Below are 22207 nucleotides of genomic sequence, written 5' to 3'. Positions count from 1 at the left end.
AACGTGTCCTCGCAGAAGGTTGGGATCGACAGGCTCAGGCGAGTTTAGCCGCGATTGCCTGGCCGACTTCGGTGGTGTTCGCCTTGCCGCCGAGGTCGCCCGTATGCGGCCCTTCGACCAGCGTTGCTTCGATCGCCGCGAGAATCGCGTCATGCGCCTCGCGTTCCTTGCCTTCGTGATTGCCGAGGAAGTCGAGCATCATCGCGGCGGACCAGATCATCGCAATCGGATTAGCGATGTTCTTGCCGGCGATGTCGGGCGCCGAACCGTGCACCGGTTCGAACAGCGACGGAAACTTGCGGTCCGGATTCAGATTGCCCGACGGCGCGAGGCCGATCGTGCCCGTGCAGGCCGGACCGAGATCGGAGAGGATGTCGCCGAACAGATTGGTGGCGACCACCACGTCGAAGCGATCCGGGTTCAGCACGAAGCGCGCGCAGAGAATGTCGATGTGCTGCTTGTCCCACGTCACATCTGGATACTGCGCGGCGACGCCGGCCGCGCATTTGTCCCACCACGGCATGCTGATCGCGATACCGTTGCTCTTTGTCGCCACGGTGATCTTCTTGCGTTCGCGCCGTTGCGCGAGGTCGAACGCGAACTTCAGCACGCGCTCGCTGCCGTGCCGCGTGAACACGGATTCCTGCAGCACGAACTCACGCTCGGTGCCTTCGAACATCACGCCACCCACCGACGAATATTCGCCCTCGGTGTTCTCACGCACGATCCAGAAATCGATGTCGCCCGCCTTGCGGCCCGCCAGCGGCGAAGGCACACCGGCGAAGAGCCGGGCAGGGCGCAGGTTGATGTACTGGTCGAATTCGCGCCGGAACTTCAGCAGCGACCCCCACAGCGAGATATGGTCGGGCACCGTGTCGGGCCAGCCGACCGCGCCGAACAGAATCGCGTCGGCGGATTGCAGTTGGGCCTTCCAGTCGTCCGGCATCATCTTGCCGTGCTTGGCGTAGTACTCGCAGCTCGCCCATTCGATGTGCTGATACTCCAGTTCGATGCCGAAGCGCTTTTTCACCGTCTCCAGCACGCGAATGGCTTCCGGCATCACTTCGACGCCGATGCCGTCGCCGGGTATGACCGCAATCCGATAGGTCTTCGACATGTTCCTGCTCCTCCGTTGGGAATTTCGATGGTTCGATAGCGCTTATTTTATTCCTGCTGTTTGGGCTTAAAATAGTCGCTTTAGTTAAGCCACTGTGCACGAATCGTGTACAAACAATCTGCGACCGAGCAACCTATGAACGCCGTCCCATCACCCGATCTAGGCGATTTGCGCGTGTTTTGCGAAGTGGCGCGCAAATCGAGTTTCAGCGCGGCGGCGGAGGCGCTGTCGGTGTCCGCGGCGTACGTCAGCAAACGCATCAATGTGCTCGAGACTACGCTCGGTACGCGTTTATTGCACCGTTCCACGCGGCGCGTCGCGATTACGGAGGCCGGTGAACGGGTCTACACCTGGGCCGAAAAGATTCTCGACGACGTCGACCAACTGGTGGAAGACGTCTCTACCACGCGCCGCATCCCCGGCGGCAAGTTGCGTATCTCCAGCAGCTTCGGCTTTGGTCGCCGTTTCGTCGCCCCCGCGCTGGCCCGGTTCTCCGACCGGTATCCGCAACTGAGCGTGCGGCTCGATCTGTTCGACCGTCTCGTCGACGTGGGCGGCGAAGGCTTCGACCTCGATATCCGCATCGGCGACGAAATCGCGCCGCATCTGATTGCCAAACGGCTCGCATCGAATCATCGGGTACTGTGTGCGTCGCCGGAATACCTCGCGCGGCACGGCGCGCCGCGGCAACTCGCGGACCTGTCGACGCACGCGTGTCTTGCGATCAAGGAGCGCGACCATCCATTCGGTCTGTGGCGTTTGACGGTGCGCGGCGAGGCGGCATCGATCAAGGTCACGGGACCGCTGTCGACCAATCACGGCGAGGTGGCCGTGCAATGGGCGCTGGCCGGACGCGGAATCGTGTTGCGCTCGATGTGGGATGTGCGGCCCTTGCTCGACAGCGGCCAGTTGCAGCAGGTGTTGCCGGAGGTCACGCAACCCGCGAACCTGTGGGCGGTGTATCCGGCGCGGCTCGCTCAGTCGGCGAAGGTGCGGGTGTGCGTCGACTTTCTGAGCGAGGAGTTCGCGCAATGGAGTCCGCCGCCTGACACAACGGCGGTGGAAAAGGCGGGCTGAATTCGAAAACGGTCGGAGTCAGATACAGACTGCATGGCAGCATCCGATCCTGTCGATCAGATTTCCAGCCGGTAACCCACGCCGTACACGGACGCGATAGGCTCGCTGTCCGGCCGTGCGCCCTGCAGCTTGCGGCGCAGGTTCTTGATATGGCTGTCGATGGTGCGGTCGGTGACCACCCGGTGATCGTCGTAGAGATGACTCAGCAGGTAGTCGCGGGAGAAAATTCGTCCTGGCGATTTCATCAGCAGCGCGAGGAGCCGCAATTCAAGCGGGGTGAGCTTGAGTTCCTTACCGTCGAGTAAGGCGTGATGAAACTGCTCGTCGACCTGGAGACCCTGTGAACCCGGTTGTCCCTGTGGCAAGCCGTCCGCAGCCGCCGCGGCAGGCGTTGCACGGCGCAGGATCGCCTTGACGCGCGCCACCACTTCGCGCGGACTGAACGGTTTGCAGACGTAGTCGTCGGCGCCGATCTCGAGACCCAGCAGACGATCGATTTCGTCGATGCGCGCGGTCAGGATAATCACGGGCAATGCCGAAAATTGCCGTAGCTCGCGGCAGATATCCATGCCGTTGCGGCCAGGCAGCATCAGGTCGAGCAGCATCAGCGCCGGCGGCGTCGAGCGAATGAAGGGCATCACTTGATGGCCGTCGTCGAGGATCGTGGTGACGAAGCCCTCGAGCTGCAAATACGCTTCGAGCACGGCGGCGAGCTTGGGTTCATCCTCGACGATCAGGATATGCGAAGGGCGCCCTTCGGTCATGTTGTCACGTCTCCTTCCGATGGAAAGCGGGCAGTGATCCAGACGCCGCCCAGAGGCGAGGCCTTGGCGCCGATCGTGCCGCCATGCGCGGTCACAATAGCGTGGCACAGCGAGAGGCCGAGGCCCGCACCGCCGTTCTGACGGCTGCGTGATTCGTCCACGCGATAGAAACGGTCGAACAGGTGCGCGAGCGCAGCCTCGGGCACGCCGGGCAGGGAGTCCTGCACGTCGAGTTGCCAACCGCCGGCGCTCTGCGAAAGCGACACGCGCACCTGGCCGTCCGGATCGGTATAACGCAACGAATTCAGCAACAGGTTTTTTAGCAATTGTACGAAGCGCGCGGGATCGACCGCGAAAGCCGTGTCGGCCACGTCCGGCATGCAGGTCAGGTCGAGCTCGATCCGTTTCGCCTTGAACGACTCCCGCATGGCCTCGATCGAGGCCCGCGCCAGTTGCCCGACATGGGTCGGCGTCTTGCGATAGCTGAGTGCGCCGACATCGCTTAGAGAAAGCTCGTAGAGATCTTCGATGAGCTTGTTGAGCATGTTCACTTCGGTTTGCAGCGAAGTGAGCGAATCGCGGTTGAACACATGCACGCCGTCTTCGATGGCTTCCAGTTCCCCGCGGAGCACGGCGAGCGGCGTGCGCAGTTCGTGTGAAATATCTGCGATGAAATCTCGCCGGGAGCGCTCGGTTTTTTGCAATGAATCGGCCAATACGTTGAAGTCGCCCGCAAGCCGGCCGAGCTCGTCGCGTCTGCCGGCCGGCACCCGGGCCGTGTAGTCCCCGCCGGCCAGGCGGTGGGTCGCATTCATCAAGCGCTTGACCGGTGCGAGCACGATGCGCGCAAGGACCAGCGCGACTAGCGCTGCGAGCACGATAGCCACGCCCGCGATCTCCCAGGTCGCGCGCTTCTGCTGCGCCTGGAATGCAATGTCGGCGGCGTCCGAAAGGGTGTCGGGCCCGTTCACGGCAAGCCAGCCGACCACCTTGCCGGCGTAGACGACGGGTCGCATCGTGCTGCCGGGTGGGGGCGGCTGGCCGGTGCTCGCCACGAGTTCATGGCGGGCGTCGTAGAGTGTGACGGGCGGCCCCTCGGGCGGCGTGTCACGTGTCACGCTGTCATGCGAAGGGGGCGAGACGGGAGACGACGCCAACGGGGCTGAAGGAGGCGGCCGGTCATAGCGACTGTCGCCGCCCACGACACCGCTTGCCGACACACGGTCACGCTCCATCGCGATGTCCGGACCGGACGGTGGCGCCGGTGGCAGGCGCATGCCCCAATGCGGCCCTTCAGATGGGCCGGAAAGCGGCCCGAGCAGTTGTTGCACGCTGCCGCTCCCGGGAAAGGTTCTCCAGCCCGGCAGCTTGCCCGTCTGCGCTGTGGCGAGTTCCTCGCGCAGGGCGTCGTGCGCGGCGCCGTCCAGCAGCGCGAGCCATGCTTCGGGATGCTCCCGCAGGAAATTCCAGTTGCCGTGAGCGGCGTATTCGCTCGTCACCTTCGCCATGACGGCTTTGATGCGCCCGGCGTTGCGTTCCCGAACATAGTGCAGGAAGCCGTTTTCGAAGCTCACGCGCAAGGCGTAGCCCATCGTCAGGGAAATCGCCAGACAGGCGATTAAAACGGCGAGAAACATTTTCCAGGTAATGCCAAAGCGCATCTTCGTTCGCTGCTGCCGCGCGCGCGAGAGAAAGGTCCCTAAAGGGCGGCTTGGTCGAATTCGGATAGTTTCACTTTGCATGGCTGAATTCTAGATGAATGCTACGTCAATCCACACTTACCGACGAATCTCCACAACTTCTCCATCCTTTCTTCGTTGTCTCTGCGTGTTGTCTGGCTATGATGGTATGGCACTTTTACGGTGGTCTCAACGAGGCCATGTCCGGTGATCAGATCCGTCAGTGGAGCAATCTCATGCAAGTCTCCTCACCTGTGAACCGTGCCGAGTCGCGCGGTTTCCGGCCCGGCCGAAAGACAGCAACTGCTGCCGCTACGCGCGGCACCGTTGAAAACGGCGCTAACGCATCACTCGCCACCGACGTCATGAAGATACGCGGCTGCCGCGTGTCCGCACCGCTCATGCAGCCGTGGGGCGAGTGCTGCCGGATTGTCGAATGGATCAACCGCAACGGTGAGTACTCTTGCGTTGCCGTGCCAGGCGCCGCGACCGTGGCCGAGATTCGGGAGCGCGTGCGGATGCATCGCAACGGTCAACGCCACACTCTGGCTGACGACCCCTCTACGCCTGCGGGCCGCGGGCGTCTGCGACGCGGTTGAGCGCTGCTGAACCGCGTTGCCGCATGTAGGTCAGGCCAGGAGAAAGGGAGTGTAATTGAGCCAAAAAAACTTCGTTATCCTACGGCTGTCTGACTTTCAAGATCCACTTTGAACACTTCCCTTATGCGCCTCCTCATCGTCGTCCTGGTCGTGGCATCGATCTGCTGCCCTCCGATTCGCCATGGTTTGCGCCGGGAGAGCATCAATGCTTTCGCACTTGGGAATCACAGCGCGTCTGCCGGCGTTGTCGACGATCTGAATAGCTGCGCGCCGCGGGCACACTATGCCTCGGGGTTCAGGCCAATCGTTCCGGCGGATTTCCATTACGGGTTCGGTGGCCTGCTGGCGGCGACCAGTGACCTGTATTCCGACTATGTCGACTATATCGACATCATTGACGTGATCGACGCCGCGATGACGTTGCCAATCATGCAGCTAGCGTTAGAAGAAGGTCAGAAATAACGCAGTATGGCGGCAAGCACGCAACGTGTCGTGCTATGCCGTTCGCTTTCGCCCGCCTCAAGCAAAGCCTGGTATCCGAACTACTCGAACTATTCGAACTCCTCAAGCGACGGTACGAACATATAGCCTCGTCCGCGCAAGGTCTGAATGAACCTGGGGTTGGCCGGGTCTGCCTCAATCACGCCGCGCAAGCGGCAGACCGCAACATCCAGACTGGCCTTCTGACTCTCCGCTCTTCCTAGCTGGCTGTTGACCATCGAACGCGTCAGGATGCGCATCGGATTGCTTGCGAACAGCTTGAGCAACGCAAACTCGCCGGAGCGCAGCGTGATTTCGCAACCGTCCTTGAGCAGACGCCGCGTAGCGAAGTCGATCTGGTAGCTGCCGAACAGCACCTTCTCGCGAATCTCCGGCGCGTCGCAAAGCGAGCGGTTGCAGCGTTGTACGGCGCGTTTGATTCTGGCGGTCAATTCGTATGGATCGATTGGGTCGACGATATAGTCGTCCGCACCCAGTTCGAAGGCGACGATTTTGTCGACGATCTCATCAGAGGTGCTTTGCACGAAGATGGGCATGTCGTAGCCGGCTAGCCGCAGCTGCCGGAGCGCCTCGCGCGCCTCGCTCATCGGCGACTCGGCGCGCAATAGAATCGCTGACGGGCACTCCAGCTCCACCCGGCTGACAAGCTGAGCCGCGCTATAGAGCACGGAGAGTGCGATCTGGTTCTTGTGAAGATGAAAGCGCAACTGATCCCGAACGGCTTGATCGGGTTCGACTACAAGAAGGCTGATCGTCATAAATCTGCGTTACCTCCCAACCGGAATCGACGGTTGCAGCCCGTGCGATGTTCACGTTCAGCCAATTCAACCATCTGCTGCTTTGGAGCGACCTATCGAATTCAGAAAGCGGACCGGACATAGTCGCGCTGATGATGAGCGAATGATAGATAGCAACGTTGCAGCAACGATGGTGAAAATAAGGAGACTTTGTGAACTTGAAACAGGAGGACGCAGATGCGGTGCTTTGAACGGGCGCCGAACCGATTCATACCGGTTGAGCGTCTCTGCGAGGCTGAAAGCGTGAGGGAATGATGCAGGTAACGCCCGAGGTCTTCATGCGATGACCGCGGGCGTTGCAAAGCAGAACGACGTGATCAGAACGATGTGCCGATCTGAAACTGGAAGACCTGGTACTTGTCGGTGGAGTGTTTGATCAGCGGGAAACCAAGCGACAGCTTGAGTGGGCCGATCGGTGAAATCCACTCAAGACCGGCGCCGTAGCTGTACCGCAGGCCGTTGGCCCCCGTGCTGTTGCCTTCGTTGCCCCAGACGTTGCCCGCATCCACGAAGGTGAAGACGCGCAGCGTGCGGTCCCAGCCGGTGCCCGGCAGCGGGAAGGTCATCTCGACGTTGGCTACGACCATGCGCGAGCCGCCGATCGGGTCGCCGGTCGTCTTGTCGGTCGGGCCGAGCGAGCCCGATTCGTAGCCGCGTACCGAGCCGATACCACCCGCGTAGTAATTCTTGAAGATCGGATAGGCTTTTCCGGCGAAGCCGTTGCCGTAGCCACCTTGAAGATTCAAGCCGAGAATGAAACCGCGTGAGAACGAGTAGTAATACTGCGCCTGCACGTCTGTCTTGTAGTACTCGGTGTTGCCAAGCGGGGTGCCCACTTCACCATTGGCTTGAAAGAAATAGCCCCGGCTCGGCACCAATGCACTGTCGCGGTTGTCCCGAGCCCAGGCCGCCGTGAGCGGCACGTTGTTCACCACGCTGCCGAATTCGGATACGTAGTCCTTGTAGCTCTGAGGCGTCGACGAATCAATGGACAGCCGGTTCTGTTCGAGGCCGGCGCCGAAGTAAACGGTATCGGCCTCCGAGAACGGAATGCCGAATTTCAGATCCGCGCCCACGGTGATGATCCGGAAACTCGTGTCGGTGTAGTAGTAAAGCGGATAGGAGGTTCGGTAGTAGACGTCGGTGATCCGCTTGATGCCGTCCACCGTGAAATACGGATCGGTTTGCGTCACGGTCAGGGTGCGGTAGGTCTTCGCGGTGTTCACGTTTACGGCGAGGCTGGTGCCTGAACCGAACACGTTGTCCTGCGAGATCCCGGCCGACAACACCACCTTGTCTGTTGACGAAAAACCCGCGCCAAGGGTAATCGCGCCGGTCGGCTTTTCGCTCACCTTGACGTCCACATCGACCTGGTCGGGCGAGCCTTCCACCGGCACCGTGGTGACGTCTACGTCTGTGAAGTAGCCGAGACGGTTGACCCGGTCTTTCGACAGCGCGAGGCGGTTCGAATCGAACCACGAGCTTTCAAGCTGGCGCATTTCGCGGCGCACCACTTCGTCGCGGGTGCGGGTGTTGCCGACCACGTTGATGTGACGCACGTAGACACGGCGGCTCGGGTCCACTTGCAGCGTCAGGTCGACCTTATGGTGTTCCTGATCGATCTGCGGCAGCGCGTTGACCGTGGCAAACGCGTAACCGTATTCGCCGAGTTTGTCGACGATCGCCTTGGTGGTTGCCTGCAATTTTTCAGCGGAGAAGCGCTCGCCGGGTTTGATATTGACCAGCTTCGTCAGCTCGGCTTCGCGATCGAGCAGATTGCCCGCGAGCTTGATCGACGAAACCGTGTACGGCTCGCCTTCATGCAGCGTGACCGTGAGGTACATCTCCTTCTTGTCCGGCGTAAGCGATACCTGGGTCGACTCGAAGTTGAACTCCAGATAGCCACGGTTCAGGTAGTACGAGCGGATGCGCTCCAGGTCCCCGGTCAGCTTGTCTTTCGCGTACAGGTCGTTCTTCGTGTACCAGGAGAACCAGTTCGGCGTGGACATCTGCATTTCATCGCGTAACGTGTCCGTGCTGAAGACGTTGTTGCCGATGAAGTTGATCTGGCGGATCTTCGCGCTCGGACCTTCTGCGACAGAGAACAGTATCGCGACCCGGTTGCGGTCGATCGGCGTGATCGTGGTGGTGACTTCGGCGGCATAGTAGCCACGCGTCAGGTACTGGCGTTTCAACTCCTGCTCGGCTTTGTCGACCAGCGCCTTGTCGTAGTAGCGGCCCTGCGAAAGCCCGACCGCACCGAGCGCCTTGGTCAGATTTTCCTTGTCGAACTCGTGAATGCCGGCGAAGTCGATCGTGCCGACCGCGGGGCGCTCCTGAACGTGAACGATGACGACATTGCCTTCGGTCGAAATCTTGACGTCGTTGAAGAAGCCCGTGGCGTACAGCGCGCGAATCGATTCCGAAGCCTTATCGTCGTCAAACGTGGCGCCCTGCTTGATGGGCAGGTAGGCAAACACAGTACCGGGCTCGACGCGCTGCAATCCCTCGATCCGGATGTCCTGCACCACGAACGGCTGCGCTGCGTGGGCTGCCCCGCTTGTCAGCGCGACACCGACGAGCGAGAGTGCGCCGGCGATACGGCTCGTTAAAACTTGAAGATTCATCTTGGGTTTTCAGTCCTGATGCAGCGCGCGGAGCGCAGACGTGAGCGCTCGAAGGCAAGCGACGCATTCGAAACGACGTTCCATGACTCTGGAAAGCGCGAAGTATAGGGACGCGTTTTCTGCCGATCGTTACTGAAAACTTTCCGACCATTCAGGCCGCCAGGGTGCGCAGCGAGCGCCCGCGCAGGCGGACGCCGATTGGAGCGCGAGCTTCGAAATAATGCGTTACAGACGCAAAAGAAGCGTAGTCCGCGCGTAACCTGGCGGCGACTTTGCACTGCTATCGTCAAATTGTCGATTCCGCTACCTGCGTAACGCGATCTGGAGAAGTGGTCATGATTGAATTTCTTTCACCGGCGGTTCTTGCGGCTGTCTTGCGCGTCAGTTCCTCACCGATCTTTTCAGTCCATCTGGCGATGGCGTCGATGCGCACGCTTCGCGCCGTGCCCGGCAACACGGTGAGCGGGGCGGCAGGCCGGTCCGAGCTTGTGCCGGAGGGCCCACGTTATGTCTGATCCGTCGACTTTCATGCTGAATTCGATCACCGATATGCAGTTGACGGCGGACGGTCAATATCTGCTGATTCACGGCAATCAACCCACGGCGGCACTGCACCGTTCGGTGTTCAACGATCTGCTGGTGGCGCTGCCGAACGCAATCGAGCACGCCGACCGCGTGATTCATAACAATCAGGAGATGGGCTTCGCGCTGCACTGCCAGGGTTGGGAAGTCGGCCGGCTGAACGGCATGGAAATGGTGGTGATCCGCTTCCGTCTATCCGGCAGTGCGGGGCTGTCGTTTTCGTTGCCTGCGGAGCAGATTCCGTATCTGCTTCAGGCGCTGGGCGGCGCCGCAAGCGCGACAGCCGCGCCAGCGGACCCCCGCGCCAAGGACGTCACGCTTCAATAGCGCCGTGTGCATTCGCTGCTGTTCATCCTGACGCAAGTCAGGGCTTCCGTTCGCCTTGATGCGTCTGTCATCCTTTCCGATCCTTATCTGTTTTGATACTACGCGGTGTATTTCGACGCCTACGCTTAAGGCCTCTCGTTTCTTTCATGCTGGGTACAGCGGGATGCGTGCCCCTCGCCGGATATGCGCAATTAGTCGGTGCGTCTGCGATTCCGGAACCGCTCGACGGCGTCTGGGGCCTGCGGCTCGATCCGCAACTGACCGAGCAACCCTTACGGCCGGGCGACAAGCCCGTTACTGCGGCCGTCGCCGATTCGGTGACCACCACCAACGACACGGACGTTTCGCTGAAAGGTCACGCGCAACTGCGGCGTTACGCATCGATCGTTAAAGGCGATGCGCTGCACTATGACGTCGATACCGACAAGGTCGACGCGTACGGACAGGTGCGCCTCGTCAACAACGGCAATGTGTTCGATGGCCCGGACGCGCATTTCTACGTCGCAGCGAATGAAGGCTATATGAGCGTGCCGAAGTACCGGTTTCATCTGACGGGAGGGTGGGGGAGCGCTCAACGCGTGGATGTGGTGGATAGCGAGCGCACCGTCGTTCATCACGGTACGTACAGCACCTGCCAATGCGAGTCGGATCCCGCGTGGTATCTGAAGGCCTCCGAATTCGACATCGACAACGGTAACGACGAGGGGATCGCATACAACGGTGTGCTGTTTTTCCAGGGCGTACCGCTGCTGGCGAGCCCGTGGCTATCGTTTCCCTTGTCCGGCGCGCGGCGCAGCGGCTTCCTGCCGCCGACGTTCTCGATCAGTTCAACCAACGGCGTCGACGTTGCGTTGCCGTACTACTTCAACCTCGCACCGAACTACGATTTAACCCTGACGCCTCGCCTCATGTCGAAGCGAGGCGAGATGTTGACGGCGGACTACCGCTATCTGGAGCCGAACGATTCGGGGACGATCTCGGTCGCGTGGCTGCCACACGATGCGATCACCAAAACCGACCGTTACTCGATCGCGCTGAAACAGAACTGGAACCTCGGTTCGGGCTTTGGCGCCTACCTCGACTACAACCGGGTATCGGACTCGACGGTGGTCACCGATCTTGCGTCGGGTGTCGCGTTTCCGACGGGTTCCACCACGCTGTATCAGCAGGAAGCGGGCTTGACTTACTCAAACGGGCCGTGGAGTGTGCTGGCTCGCGAGCAACGTTGGCAGGCTTTCACCAGCGACTCGACCTATAACCGTGAACCGCAGGTCAATGTTAAGTACGCGCGTTATAACGTGGGGGGCTTCGATTTCGGCGCCGAAGCGGATGCGACGCGTTTCACGATTTCGTCGTCCGATGCGACGCAAGGCAACCGCTTCGTTTTCAACCCTTACGTCAGCTATCCGATCGAGCGTCCGGGCTGGTTCATCACGCCGAAGCTCGCATGGCATTTCGCGGCGTATGACCTGACGACGATCGGATCGGATGCGCCCGCCGGGCAGCCCAAGACGTTTAACGTCAACGTGCCGACCTTCACCCTGGATTCGGGCATGCGCTTCGAGCGAAGCGTGCGGCTCTTCGGGCAGTCGTACATCCAGACGCTCGAACCGCGGCTGTTCTATGTGTACACGCCCTACCGCAACCAGGCGTTCGCGCCGCTGTTCGATACGGCGACGGCCGATTTCGGGCTGGCGGAACTGTTCATGCCTAACAGCTTCGTCGGCAATGACCGAGTGTCCGATGCCAACCGCGTCACGGCAGCGCTGACGACGCGCTTCATCGATGCCGCGAGCGGCGACGAACGGTCCCGTTTCGTCCTTGCAGAGCAGTACGATTTTCGTACGCCACGCGTAACGCTCAATACAGACGATGCAATTGGCACCGTTGCGCGCACGAGTGTGATTGCCGGCGCGTCGTACAAGCTGCGGGCGGGTTTTTCAGCGGAACAGGCCGTGGAGTACAGCCAGGCCAACCACTATCTGACGAATGCGGAAGCCGGCTTTGGCTGGTCGCCGGCTTCACGGGAGGTGTTGAATGTCGCGTATCGCTATACGCGTGCGAACAGCACGCTTGATTATCAACCGGTCAATCAGTTCATCGTGTCCGAGCAATGGCCGTTACTGCACAACGTTGTCAGTGTGGCGCGGGTCAATTACGACATGAGCGCCCATCGGCTGATCGCGGGCCTGCTAGGCCTTCAATACGACGCGGATTGCTGGTCGCTCGGCGTGGCGTTCGAGAAATACACCAACGCCACCAGCTCGACCACGTCGCCCAGCACCGGCACGCGTGTGTTAATGCAACTTCAGCTCAAAGGCTTTTCGCAGGTCGATAACGGTCTGCTCAATCAGTTTCGCGCGAATGTGCCGGGCTATACACCGGCGACAACGGAAACCGAACCAACATCCCGGTTTAGCGATTATCCGTAACGGGCTGTTGGACTAGTTGTGGTTCTGCGAGAACAGCGTTTCGAGCGGATAGTGACTCTTCACGAACGGCGACTTGATGATCACGTAGCTGAAGTACTTTTCGATGCCGATATCACGTTCCAGCAGACCCTCGATGATGCTCTGGTAGTGACTCACGCTGCGCGTGACGAACTTCAGCAGGTAGTCATAGCCGCCGCTCGCCAGATGGCACTCGACGATCTCGTCGACGTCTTTGATCGCATTCACGAACTTGATGAAGTCTTCCCGCCGATGGTCGGCGAGCGTGACTTCGGTAAACACGATCTGCACGTCGCCGAGCTTTTCGAGCTGGATCTGCGCGCCGTACCCGATGATGTAGCCGGCCTTCTCCAGACGCTTGACGCGGATAAGGCAAGGACTGGGCGAAAGGCCGACCGCGTCGGCAAGCTCGACGTTGGTTATGCGGCCTTTCTTCTGCAACTGGGAAAGTATGCGCAGGTCAATCCGGTCCAGCTTGCTGTCGCTGCTCATCGTAACGTTGTCGCTCCGGCGATGGGTGAAAGGGTCTCGAAGGGCCCTCTACTCTAGCACGCAGTGGCATGAATTTTGACCTTCAGCGCGGCCCGGACATCGGCTTGCGCTAGAACGTCGTCGAGGGTCTTTTCAAGGCGCTCGAACATCAGATCGAACTCGGCCTCGGTGTACGACAGCGCCGGCGCAAAGCCGAGAATATTGTCGCCGAAGGCGCGGAAGATCAGGCGGTTTTCATACGCCGCCGCGGCGATTCGTTCGGACAGTTTCAGCGCCGGATCGAAACCAGCCTTGCTGTCCTTGTCCGATACCAGTTCGAGTGCGCCGAGCAGGCCACGATGGCGCGAGTCGCCTACCAGCGGATGCGCGAGCAGCGCGTCGAGGCCGCGGGCGAAACGCGGGCCACGCGCCACGCCGTTCGCGAGCAGGCCGCCTTCGTGATAGAGGCGCAGCACTTCGAGACCGATCGCGGCGCTGACTGGATGCGCCGAATACGTATGGCCGTGGCCAATGATCGCTTCGGCGTCGCCGTCGGCGATACCTTGATAGATTTCGTCAGACATCAGCACGGCGCCCATCGGCGCATAGCCTGAGGTCAAACCCTTTGCCACCGTCATCAGGTCCGGTTCGACGTTTTCGCCCTGGCACGCGAACAGAGGACCCGTGCGGCCAAAACCGGTGATGACTTCATCGGCGACGAACAGAATGCCGAGCTTACGGCAGCTTTCGCGCATCGCTTTCAACCAGCCGACCGGCGGCACGATCACGCCGCCCGAGCCTTGGATCGGTTCGCAGAAGAAGGCGGCGACGTTGTCCGCGCCGAGTTCGGCTACCTTCGCTTCGAGCGCGGCCACTGAGGCGGCGATCAATGCGGCGTCGTCGGCGAAATCGTTGCGGTACGCGTACGGCGACGGCAGATGATGCTGGTTCGGCAGCGGCAGATCGAAATTGCGGTGGAAGGCGGGCAAGGCGGTGAGCCCCGCGCCCATCGTCGACGAGCCGTGGTAGCCGCGTTGCAGCGCGATGATGTGTTTCTTCGACGGCCGGCCGGTCGCATTGAAGTAGTGCGTGATGAAACGGATGGCCGAATCGACTGCATCGGAGCCGCCGAGCGTGAAGTACACGTGTTGCAGCGAAGCAGGCGACACTTCCACCAGCTTTTGCGCCAGTTCGATCGCCGGGGCCGAGCCGAAATGGAAATAGCTGGTCGCGTAGGGCAGTTTCTTCATCTGCTCGGTGGCGACGTCGACAATGCTTTGCTGGCCGTAGCCCACATTCACGCACCACAGGCCGGAAAAGGCGTCGAGCAGTTCGTTGCCGGCCGCGTCGCGCAGGAACGCGCCGCTGGCGGACTCGAGGACGGTGACGCCGCGGGCTTCGTGCGCGCGGTAGCTAATAACCGGGTGAATCAGATGCTTGCGGTCGGCTTCAATGAGCGAATGGATCGGCATGATGGGTTCTCGTCGCGGGAAGGGGCTGTTGACCGTTCCATACTACTGACCCAGGGCGATTGCCTGCTCACCTAAACAATTGCCTGAAAAGCGCGTCCGACGCGTTTTTATGTGCGGCATCAGCATTTTCTGCTGCGGACGCTGAAAAGCCGCGCCGGGTGGGCGCTCCGTTCAGCGTCACTTTCAATATCCCTGGGTCCGGTCGATCTGACCGAGCATCGGCAGGCCTTCGCGATGGCGGCGCAGGTTCTCGAGCACCACGTCGACGGCGCTCTCCGGCCGCGTCGCGCTGGCGATATGAGGCGTGATGCGCACACGTGGATGCGTCCACAACGGGTGACCGGCGGGCAGCGGCTCGGGATCGGTGACGTCGAGAATGGCGTTGTGCAACTGGCCGCTGTCCAGCGCTGCCAGCAGATCGGGCTGATTCAGATGCGGACCGCGCCCGGTTTGGATCAGCGATGCGCCGCGCGGCAGCTTCGCGAACAATTCGGCGTTGAGCAGGCCGCGCGTGGCGGGCGTGAGCGGTAACAGGCAGATCAGAATGTCGGTGCGGGCGAGAAACTTATCCAGTGCGCCTTCGCCTGCATAGCAATCGATGCCCTCGATCTCACGCGGCGAACGGCTCCAACCCGCGCAGGTGAAGCCGAACAGCCGCAGCTTGTCCAGCACCGCCGTGCCCAGCACGCCGAGCCCCAGGACGCCAACGCGGCGAGCGCTGGCCGGCTGGGCGGGCAGTTCACGCCAGATCTGCTGTTGTTGCTGATGGCCATAGTCGAACAGATCGCGATGAATCGTCAGCACGGCTTGCGTGACGTACTCGACCATCCCTTCAATAATGCCGGGTTCGATCATCCGTACTACCGGGATATGTGCCGGCACGCCTGACAGGTCGAACTGGTCGATGCCCGCGCCGACCGAGAACACGATTTCGAGGTTCGGGAAGGTGCGGGTGGGATCTTCCGGCGGTTGCCAGGCGGCGAGATAACGGATCGCGGCCGGGTCGCCGAGATCGGGCCAGACGTGGAACGGCAGGTGCGGTGCTTTCTGCGCGAAGAGTTTGGCCCATTGCGCGCCACGCGCCGGGTCGGCTTTATAAAGGAAGGCCATGGTGGGTCAGCAGATTGCCTGGTTGATGATGCCGTATTGCAGATACGGCGCGTCCTTGCTAGCGGCCGCAAGATCGGCCGGCGTGGCATGCCGAACCATTTTGACGACCGTATCCACCCTTGGCAGCCCCAACTGCGTCAGCCATTCGGTCAGCCCGCTTTCGCCCGGCGTATCGATGCGCACGAACACACCTTCGTTCAGCGCGAGCCAGTGGCTGATCAACGCTTTGGCGCGGCTCGAATCTTCCGACTCGGGTGCGACCACCGGTCCGATCGCAAAGCCCCGTCCGAAGCGGCGAAACAGGGCAAAGCCGACCAGTTCGCCGTCGCGATCGAGGGCGATGCCATCGGCGGCGCTCAACAGGGCGGGCAAGACTTCTCCGCGATCCAGACCGCTTGCCTGCGAGGCCAGTTCGACCAGCCGTGCCGTATCGCTCGAACCGAGCGGGCGCAGGCGTTCCCCAGGCGGCAATGAAACGAGGGGCGGCTGAAATGCGGCGCCCTGATGTTGGTCGATCGTGCCGATCGCGTGAAAACCGAGCTTTTCATACAAAGGCTGCCCCGCCGTGGTGGCGTGCAGCAACGTGACCCGGCCGCCGAGTTCTTCCAGCACCAACTCCATCAACTTCCGGCCGATGCCGCGCCCTTGCTGCTCGGGGGACACGATCACCATTCCGAGCGAGGCCCGGTCGGCGCCGTATTTCCAGCACAAGGCCGTGCCGATCACGCCGCTCGCATCTTCCGCGACGAAACCCACGCCAAGTTGAACGACGAATCGCCAGTCGTCCGGGCGATGCGGCCATTTGAGCTCGACCGTCAGCGCATGCGCGGCGGGGATGTCCTCGTGGGTAAAGCGTCTGTAGGTAATCGGATCGGACACGCCGTACTCCCTGGATGGCTGAAGGCTTACGCCGTCACTTTGTCATTCGGTGCGCGGTGTGACTAGGACGATCTTTTTATCCGGGCCGCTCGAGAGGGCCGCATCGCAAATCGATGCAAAACACCACGTTTCATCGTGCATTACAAGCGCGTTCTGCTGCGTGGGGATTTTTGTCGGCGATATATGCCGCGCCTGCGGCTCTACGATTTTGGCATGACGGCGGCGCGCTCGAGACGCACCGCCCGGGACCCACAGCAGTCACACAGGAAACCTTTCTCATGGACAGCTTCAATCCGGACGACGTCGCGATTCGCAGCGGGCATTTTATCGGCGGTGAGTATGTCGACGAGAACGAGCGCGGCGGCGAGCGCCGCATCGAGGTTGCGCGCCCCTCGGACGGCGTGATCTATGCTTCCGTGCCGGTCGCCGGCGCCGGGATGGTGGACCGCGCGGTGGAGAATGCCTGGCAGGCTTTCAGAACGAGCGGCTGGGCGCGCATGGCGCCGCGCGAGCGCGCGAAGATCCTGCGCCGGTTCGCCGAGCTGGTCGAAGCTGATGCGCCGTTCCTGGGCCGTCTGGAGGCGCTCGGTTCGACGCGTCCGATTGCTCAGGCAATCGGCTGGGACGTGCCGTTCACCGCCGAGGGCATCCGCTTCTACGCCGAGTTCGCCGACAAGGTGGGCGGCGACGTGGCCGCGACCGATCATGACCACCTCGGCATGACGATCGCCGAACCGTACGGCGTGATCGGGGCGATCGCGCCATGGAATTTCCCGCTGGTGATGGCGTCGTGGAAGATCGCGCCCGCCCTGGCGGCGGGCAACGCCGTTGTGCTGAAGCCCTCGGAGATGACGCCGTTTTCGGTGTTGCGGCTCGCTGAACTGGCTGTGCAGGCGGGTGTGCCGGCCGGCATCTTCAACGTGATCCAGGGCGATGGCCGTGTCACCGGCGACGAACTGGTGCGCCATCCGAAGATCAGCAAAGTTACCTTCACCGGTTCCACGCGTACGGGCGCCGCGATCATGGCGGCCTGCGCCAATAGCGGCACGAAGCCGGTCACGCTCGAACTGGGCGGCAAGAGCCCGCAAATCGTATTCGCCGACGCCCCGCGTCTCGACGATGTGGCACGGCGGATTGCCGGCGCCATCACCGGCAATGCGGGCCAGGTGTGTGTCGCGGGTTCGCGTCTGCTGGTCGAGCGAAGCCTGGCGGAGCCGCTCGCCGAGCGCATCGGCAAGGTCTTCGCCGAGTTGAAACCTGGTGCGACGTGGGCCGCTGGCACGACGTTGTCGCCGATCATCTCCGCGCCCCAGGCAGCACGCATCGAAGGAATTGTCGGGCGCACGCTGGATGCGGGCGCGACGCTGCGCTTTGGCGGCGTGCGTGCTGACGTTGGGGCGAATGGCGCGTTCTATATACCCACCTTGCTCACGAACGTCACCGCCCACTCCGAGGCCGTGCGCGAAGAAGTGTTCGGCCCTGTGCTGACACTGCAAACCTTCGACACCGAAGAAGAAGCGCTCGCGCTCGCCCAGCATCCCGAGTACGGCCTCGCTGCCGGCGTGCACACCGCCGATCTCGGCCGGGCGCTGCGCCTCGTGCGCGGCCTCGAAGCGGGGACGGTCTGGGTCAACCGCTACGGCCGGACTTCCGACTTCATGATCCCCACCGGCGGCTACAAGCGTTCAGGCATCGGCAAGGACCTCGGCCGCCAGGCTTACGAGGCAAACCTGCGTTTCAAAAGCGTGTTGATCGACTTGCGTGCTTGATGTCAGCAAGGACTCGTAAGCGGAAACCCGTACGCGGTTTCACGGGTTCGACTTTCACCGGCCGGTACAACGAGTCGATCAGCATCGAATCCCGCAACACCAATACGGACGGGGCTTTCAGCCCGTCCACCGCAGACTGTGCTGCGCAGTGGCCTCAAAACGCATGGTTTGTGTCATCAGCAGCGCCCTAATCAGGAACATCTATATTTTTGCGCTGATTAAATCTTTAACAGGAATGAGCATCAACTGTTTTCGTCACTGAACTCAATGTGGGTTCACCACCACGATAGGACTGCACCATGATCGATTTCGAACCGAAGTACATCACCTTCGACTGCTACGGCACGCTGACCAAATTTCGCATGGCCGACATGACCCGCGAAATGTTCGGCCACGTGTTGCAAGGCGACGACCTGGAGAAGCTCGTTACGTTCTACTCCGGCTATCGTCGTGACGAAGTGCTCGGTGCATGGAAGCCGTATCGCGACGTGGTCGTCAACGCGTTGCGCCGCGCCTGCAAGCGCATGAATGTCGAGTTCAACGAAGTGGAAGCCGAGAAGATCTACACGGCGGTGCCGACCTGGGGTCCGCATCCGGACGTGCCGGAAGGCCTCTCGCGTCTGGCGAAGAAGTACAAGCTGGTGATTCTGTCGAACGCGTCGAACAGCCAGATCCAGAGCAACGTCGACAAGCTTGGCGCGCCGTTCCACGCCGTCTTCACGGCAGAGCAGGCGCAGTCGTACAAGCCGCGCATGCAAGGCTTCGAATATATGTTCGACCAGCTGAACTGCAATCCGGAAGACGTGCTGCACGTGTCGTCGAGCCTGCGCTACGACCTGATGACCGTGCATGACATGGGAGTCAAACACAAGGCTTTCGTCAAGCGCGGCCACGAACCGTCGACGCCGTACTACCAGTACTACGAAGTCAACGACATTCCGCATCTGGCCGCGGAACTCGGCCTGTAAGCGACGTTTGCACATTGATCGCCTCGCTCATTGCCCATCTCAAGGACAGACCGGATGAAGCTCGATTCCTATTGGCTCGACACCGCACCGCCGCTCGTTTCGGCGTGTGAAGGTCCGGTTGAAGGCCAGGCCGATGTCGTCGTGATCGGCGGCGGCTTCACCGGGCTCTCGGCAGCGCAGGCCTTGGGCAAGCGCGGCGCTTCGGTGACGGTGCTCGACGCAGGGCGAATCGGCGGCGGCGCGTCCGGGCGCAACGGCGGTCAGGTCAATACCGGCGTCGCGCAGGACTTCGTCGCGCTGGTCGCGCAACTCGGTGTGGAGCGGGCCAGTGCCTGCTACCGCGCGTTTTCGGATGCGGTCGATACGGTCGAGCGTCTGATTCGCGAGGAAAGCATCGATTGCAATTACAGCGCGACCGGCAAGCTGAAGCTGGCGTCGAAACCGCATCACCTCGGGCATCTGGAGAAGACGGCGGAGTTGATCCGGCGCGAAGTCGATACGGATATCGAATTAATCGGACGTGAGCGGATTCGCGGCGAGATCCAGTCGGACAGTTTTTACGGCGGGTTGCTGCAACGGCACGGTGGCCAGATGCATATGGGCAAGTTCACGGTCGGGCTCGCCGATGCCGCGGTTCGTCGCGGCGCGAAGCTGTATGAAAACGCGGCGGTCACTGCGATCGCGAAGGACGGCGCCGGCTTCAAGGTGACCACCGCACGCGGCGAAGTACGGGCGAAACAGGTGTTGATCGCCACCGGCCCGTCGCGGCATGGTCCGTTCGGCTGGTACCGGCGGCGGCTGGCGCCGGTCGGTTCGTTCATCGTCGTGACGGAACCGCTGGCGCCGGAACTGCTGGCACAGGTGTTTCCGAACCGGCGCGCGTACACCACCACGCGGTTGATGCATAACTACTTCCGCGTGACGCCCGATTCACGTTTGCTGTTCGGTGGCCGCGCACGCTTCACGGCGTCCGAGCGGCCCTCCGATGCAAAGAGCGGCAGGATTCTGCAGCAAGGTCTCGCGGCGATGTTCCCGATGCTGGCCAATGCGCGCATCGACTATTGCTGGGGCGGCCTCGTGGACATGACCGCGGACCGCCTCCCGCATGCCGGGCAGCACGACGGAATTTACTTCTCGCTGGGTTACAGCGGCCACGGCACGCAGATGTCGACGCATATGGGCCAGGTGATGGCCGACGTGATGGACGGCCACGAAGAGCGTAATCCGTGGCGCGAGTCGGAGTGGCCGGCGATTCCAGGCCACACCGGCAAACCCTGGTTCCTGCCGCTGGTGGGGACGTACTACCGCATCAAAGACATTTTCTATTGATTCTTCACTGTTGCATTTGCCATTAAAAAACCACGCAGCTATCCCTGTCACCCTCGCGGAGAAGTTCGATGAATAAGGAAACCTCACAATACGGCGCTCTTCAACTCGGCACCGAGCTGGAACGCTTGACGTCAAAAGGCGCGTCGCGGCGCGGCGTGCTGCGCGCGATGGCCGCGGCCGGGATGATGTCGGTGACGGGCGCCGGTCTTCTGACCGCGAGCGGCGAGGCATTTGCGCAAGCGAAGCCGAAGCAGGGCGGCAAGATCCGGGTGGCAACGCAGTCCGCATCGGCCGCCGACACGCTCGATCCGGCAAAGGGCGCGCTCGGCACGGACTATGTCCGCGGCTTCATGTTCTACAACTGCCTGACCGAACTCGATTCGCATCTCGGTGCAAAGATGGCGCTCGCCACCGCGCTGGAAACGACGGATGCGACGGTGTGGGTCGTCAAGCTGCGCCCCGGCGTGCAGTTCCACGACGGCAAGTCGCTCGCACCGGCAGACGTCGTGTACTCGATCATGCGCCATAAGGATCCGGCGACGGCCTCGAAAGCGAAGACGCTCGCCGATCAGATCAAGGAAGTGAAGGCGACGGGTCCGAACGAAGTGACGATCACGCTCGAAGGTCCGAACGCCGATCTGCCGGTGATTCTCGCCACCTCGCATTTCCAGATCATCAAGGACGGCACCAAGGACTTCAAAACGGCGGTCGGCACGGGCCCGTTCAAGGTCAAGGAATTCTCGCCGGGCGTGCGCACGGTTGGCGTGAAGAACGAGAAGTACTGGAAGCCGGGTCTGCCGCACCTGGACGAAGTCGAACTGATCGGCATTGGCGACGAATCGGCGCGCGTGAACGCGCTGCTCTCGGGCGACGTGCAACTGATCAACGCGGTGAGCCCGCGTTCGACCACGCAGATCAAGAGCGCCGGCGGTTTCTCCGTGCTGGAGACGAAGACGGGTCTGTACACCGACCTGGTGGTTCGCGACGAAGGCGGCATTACCGGCAACGACGATTTTCGGCGAGGCATGATGTACCTGCAGGACCGCGAGCAGATGCGCCGCGCGATCTTCCAGGGTTATGGCGCGATCGGCAACGATCAGCCTATCGATCCGACCAACAAGTACTACCTGGCCGGCTTGCCGCAGCGTGCCTTCGATCCGGACAAGGCGAAGTTCCATTTCCAGAAGGCGAAGGTCGGCAGCGCGCCGATCCAGATTTTCGCGTCGCCGGCGGCGGAAGGCTCGGTTGAAATGGCGATGTTCCTGCAGCAGGTCGCGCCGCAAGCCGGTCTGAATCTGCAGGTGTCGCGCGTGCCGGCGGATGGTTACTGGTCGAACCACTGGATGAAGCATCCGCTGGGTTTCGGCAACGTCAACGCGCGTCCGAGCGCCGACGTGATCTTCACCCAGTTCTTCAAGTCGGACGCACCGTGGAACGAAGCGAACTGGAAGAGCCCGAAGTTCGACCAGATGCTGCTTGCGGCACGCGGCGAACCGGACGATGCTAAGCGCAAGAAGATTTACGGCGATATGCAGGTGCTGGTGCATGAAACCGGCGGGGTTGGCATTCCGCTGTTCCAGAGCTCGCTCGATGCCTACACGACGAAACTCAAGGGCCTCGGCTCGATTCCGCTGGCCGGCCTGATGGGCTTCATGTTCGCGGAAAACGTCTGGCTGGATGCTTGAGCCG

The 22207-nt window shown here is 61.6% G+C and carries 19 protein-coding genes; 9 read left to right on the top strand and 10 right to left on the bottom strand.

What is annotated here, in order from left to right; translation table 11 throughout:
* Positions 1-34: 34 nt before the first annotated feature.
* On the bottom strand, positions 35-1117 hold the full coding sequence (locus tag KHO33_RS12495; RefSeq protein WP_200566966.1) for a tartrate dehydrogenase: 1083 nt from the start codon (positions 1115-1117) through the stop codon (positions 35-37).
* Positions 1118-1252: 135 nt separating this feature from the next.
* On the opposite strand from KHO33_RS12495, the gene KHO33_RS12490 reads away from it, so the two are divergent.
* A complete protein-coding gene (locus tag KHO33_RS12490; RefSeq protein WP_054039318.1) occupies positions 1253-2194 on the top strand; it encodes a LysR substrate-binding domain-containing protein in 942 nt (313 codons plus the stop codon).
* A gap of 56 nt (positions 2195-2250) precedes the next feature.
* On the opposite strand, the gene KHO33_RS12485 is transcribed toward KHO33_RS12490, so the two are convergent.
* Together KHO33_RS12485 and KHO33_RS12480 are read right to left on the bottom strand one after the other, a co-directional pair.
* Complete coding sequence (locus tag KHO33_RS12485; RefSeq protein WP_200566967.1) at positions 2251-2958, bottom strand: response regulator; 708 nt, start codon at positions 2956-2958, stop codon at positions 2251-2253.
* On the bottom strand, positions 2955-4595 hold the full coding sequence (locus KHO33_RS12480) for an ATP-binding protein (RefSeq protein ID WP_234480741.1): 1641 nt from the start codon (positions 4593-4595) through the stop codon (positions 2955-2957). The genes KHO33_RS12485 and KHO33_RS12480 overlap by 4 nt, the downstream gene beginning before the upstream one ends.
* Positions 4596-4873: 278 nt before the next feature.
* Here KHO33_RS12480 and KHO33_RS42055 point away from each other — a divergent pair, with 278 nt between their 5' ends.
* Both KHO33_RS42055 and KHO33_RS12470 read left to right on the top strand, forming a co-directional pair.
* A complete protein-coding gene (locus tag KHO33_RS42055) occupies positions 4874-5236 on the top strand; it encodes a DUF2866 domain-containing protein (protein ID WP_234475484.1) in 363 nt (120 codons plus the stop codon).
* 123 nt (positions 5237-5359) lie between these two features.
* Complete coding sequence (locus KHO33_RS12470) at positions 5360-5698, top strand: hypothetical protein (protein ID WP_200566969.1); 339 nt, start codon at positions 5360-5362, stop codon at positions 5696-5698.
* 89 nt (positions 5699-5787) lie between these two features.
* Here KHO33_RS12470 and KHO33_RS12465 read toward each other — a convergent pair whose 3' ends face one another.
* The 3 genes from KHO33_RS12465 to KHO33_RS12455 form a co-directional block, all read right to left on the bottom strand.
* Positions 5788-6495 carry a winged helix-turn-helix domain-containing protein gene (locus KHO33_RS12465; RefSeq protein ID WP_200566970.1) on the bottom strand — a complete coding sequence of 236 codons (708 nt, stop codon included), beginning with the start codon at positions 6493-6495 and terminating at the stop codon, positions 5788-5790.
* A gap of 356 nt (positions 6496-6851) precedes the next feature.
* Positions 6852-9161 carry an outer membrane protein assembly factor BamA gene (gene bamA / locus KHO33_RS12460; RefSeq protein WP_200566971.1) on the bottom strand — a complete coding sequence of 770 codons (2310 nt, stop codon included), beginning with the start codon at positions 9159-9161 and terminating at the stop codon, positions 6852-6854.
* A 286-nt stretch (positions 9162-9447) separates the two neighbouring features.
* A complete protein-coding gene (locus KHO33_RS12455) occupies positions 9448-9594 on the bottom strand; it encodes a hypothetical protein (RefSeq protein ID WP_211629213.1) in 147 nt (48 codons plus the stop codon).
* 74 nt (positions 9595-9668) lie between these two features.
* Between KHO33_RS12455 and KHO33_RS12450 the strand changes: the two genes are divergently transcribed.
* Both KHO33_RS12450 and KHO33_RS12445 read left to right on the top strand, forming a co-directional pair.
* A complete protein-coding gene (locus KHO33_RS12450; RefSeq protein WP_200566972.1) occupies positions 9669-10070 on the top strand; it encodes a hypothetical protein in 402 nt (133 codons plus the stop codon).
* A 146-nt stretch (positions 10071-10216) separates the two neighbouring features.
* Positions 10217-12502: an LPS-assembly protein LptD gene (locus KHO33_RS12445; protein ID WP_200566973.1), complete on the top strand. Its 2286-nt coding sequence runs from the start codon at positions 10217-10219 to the stop codon at positions 12500-12502.
* A 12-nt stretch (positions 12503-12514) separates the two neighbouring features.
* On the opposite strand, the gene KHO33_RS12440 is transcribed toward KHO33_RS12445, so the two are convergent.
* The 4 genes from KHO33_RS12440 to KHO33_RS12425 form a co-directional block, all read right to left on the bottom strand.
* On the bottom strand, positions 12515-13012 hold the full coding sequence (locus KHO33_RS12440) for an Lrp/AsnC family transcriptional regulator (protein ID WP_054039304.1): 498 nt from the start codon (positions 13010-13012) through the stop codon (positions 12515-12517).
* Between the two features lie 53 nt (positions 13013-13065).
* Positions 13066-14463 carry an aspartate aminotransferase family protein gene (locus KHO33_RS12435; RefSeq protein ID WP_054039302.1) on the bottom strand — a complete coding sequence of 466 codons (1398 nt, stop codon included), beginning with the start codon at positions 14461-14463 and terminating at the stop codon, positions 13066-13068.
* 183 nt (positions 14464-14646) lie between these two features.
* On the bottom strand, positions 14647-15573 hold the full coding sequence (locus KHO33_RS12430) for a 2-hydroxyacid dehydrogenase (protein WP_054039300.1): 927 nt from the start codon (positions 15571-15573) through the stop codon (positions 14647-14649).
* Positions 15574-15579: 6 nt separating this feature from the next.
* Positions 15580-16452, bottom strand: coding sequence for a GNAT family N-acetyltransferase (locus KHO33_RS12425; protein ID WP_200566974.1), 873 nt, complete (start codon positions 16450-16452; stop codon positions 15580-15582).
* A gap of 278 nt (positions 16453-16730) precedes the next feature.
* Between KHO33_RS12425 and KHO33_RS12420 the strand changes: the two genes are divergently transcribed.
* From KHO33_RS12420 to KHO33_RS12405, 4 genes are all read left to right on the top strand, one after another.
* Positions 16731-18221 carry an aldehyde dehydrogenase family protein gene (locus KHO33_RS12420; RefSeq protein WP_200566975.1) on the top strand — a complete coding sequence of 497 codons (1491 nt, stop codon included), beginning with the start codon at positions 16731-16733 and terminating at the stop codon, positions 18219-18221.
* Between the two features lie 299 nt (positions 18222-18520).
* Positions 18521-19189, top strand: a complete 669-nt coding sequence (locus KHO33_RS12415) for a haloacid dehalogenase type II (RefSeq protein ID WP_054039298.1) — start codon at positions 18521-18523, stop codon at positions 19187-19189.
* 54 nt (positions 19190-19243) lie between these two features.
* Positions 19244-20518, top strand: a complete 1275-nt coding sequence (locus KHO33_RS12410) for an NAD(P)/FAD-dependent oxidoreductase (protein ID WP_200566976.1) — start codon at positions 19244-19246, stop codon at positions 20516-20518.
* A 68-nt stretch (positions 20519-20586) separates the two neighbouring features.
* Complete coding sequence (locus KHO33_RS12405) at positions 20587-22203, top strand: ABC transporter substrate-binding protein (RefSeq protein ID WP_054039296.1); 1617 nt, start codon at positions 20587-20589, stop codon at positions 22201-22203.
* The last annotated feature ends 4 nt before the right edge of the window (positions 22204-22207 follow it).

The organism is Paraburkholderia nemoris (assembly GCF_905221015.1).
GTDB classification, from domain to species: Bacteria; Pseudomonadota; Gammaproteobacteria; order Burkholderiales; family Burkholderiaceae; genus Paraburkholderia; species Paraburkholderia nemoris.
The sequence above is the reverse complement of the archived record's forward strand: the minus strand, read 5'-3'. Positions and strand labels throughout refer to the sequence as shown.

Bases quoted from the DNA above. Each gene is read 5' to 3' on its own strand.
- KHO33_RS12495 (WP_200566966.1), bottom strand. From the start codon at position 1,117: ATGTCGAAGACCTATCGGATTGCGGTCATACCCGGCGACGGCATCGGC.
- KHO33_RS12490 (WP_054039318.1), top strand. From the start codon at position 1,253: ATGAACGCCGTCCCATCACCCGATCTAGGCGATTTGCGCGTGTTTTGC.
- KHO33_RS12485 (WP_200566967.1), bottom strand. From the start codon at position 2,958: ATGACCGAAGGGCGCCCTTCGCATATCCTGATCGTCGAGGATGAACCC.
- KHO33_RS12480 (WP_234480741.1), bottom strand. From the start codon at position 4,595: ATGTTTCTCGCCGTTTTAATCGCCTGTCTGGCGATTTCCCTGACGATG.
- KHO33_RS42055 (WP_234475484.1), top strand. From the start codon at position 4,874: ATGCAAGTCTCCTCACCTGTGAACCGTGCCGAGTCGCGCGGTTTCCGG.
- KHO33_RS12470 (WP_200566969.1), top strand. From the start codon at position 5,360: ATGCGCCTCCTCATCGTCGTCCTGGTCGTGGCATCGATCTGCTGCCCT.
- KHO33_RS12465 (WP_200566970.1), bottom strand. From the start codon at position 6,495: ATGACGATCAGCCTTCTTGTAGTCGAACCCGATCAAGCCGTTCGGGAT.
- bamA (WP_200566971.1), bottom strand. From the start codon at position 9,161: ATGAATCTTCAAGTTTTAACGAGCCGTATCGCCGGCGCACTCTCGCTC.
- KHO33_RS12450 (WP_200566972.1), top strand. From the start codon at position 9,669: ATGTCTGATCCGTCGACTTTCATGCTGAATTCGATCACCGATATGCAG.
- KHO33_RS12445 (WP_200566973.1), top strand. From the start codon at position 10,217: ATGCTGGGTACAGCGGGATGCGTGCCCCTCGCCGGATATGCGCAATTA.
- KHO33_RS12440 (WP_054039304.1), bottom strand. From the start codon at position 13,012: ATGAGCAGCGACAGCAAGCTGGACCGGATTGACCTGCGCATACTTTCC.
- KHO33_RS12435 (WP_054039302.1), bottom strand. From the start codon at position 14,463: ATGCCGATCCATTCGCTCATTGAAGCCGACCGCAAGCATCTGATTCAC.
- KHO33_RS12430 (WP_054039300.1), bottom strand. From the start codon at position 15,573: ATGGCCTTCCTTTATAAAGCCGACCCGGCGCGTGGCGCGCAATGGGCC.
- KHO33_RS12420 (WP_200566975.1), top strand. From the start codon at position 16,731: ATGGACAGCTTCAATCCGGACGACGTCGCGATTCGCAGCGGGCATTTT.
- KHO33_RS12415 (WP_054039298.1), top strand. From the start codon at position 18,521: ATGATCGATTTCGAACCGAAGTACATCACCTTCGACTGCTACGGCACG.
- KHO33_RS12410 (WP_200566976.1), top strand. From the start codon at position 19,244: ATGAAGCTCGATTCCTATTGGCTCGACACCGCACCGCCGCTCGTTTCG.
- KHO33_RS12405 (WP_054039296.1), top strand. From the start codon at position 20,587: ATGAATAAGGAAACCTCACAATACGGCGCTCTTCAACTCGGCACCGAG.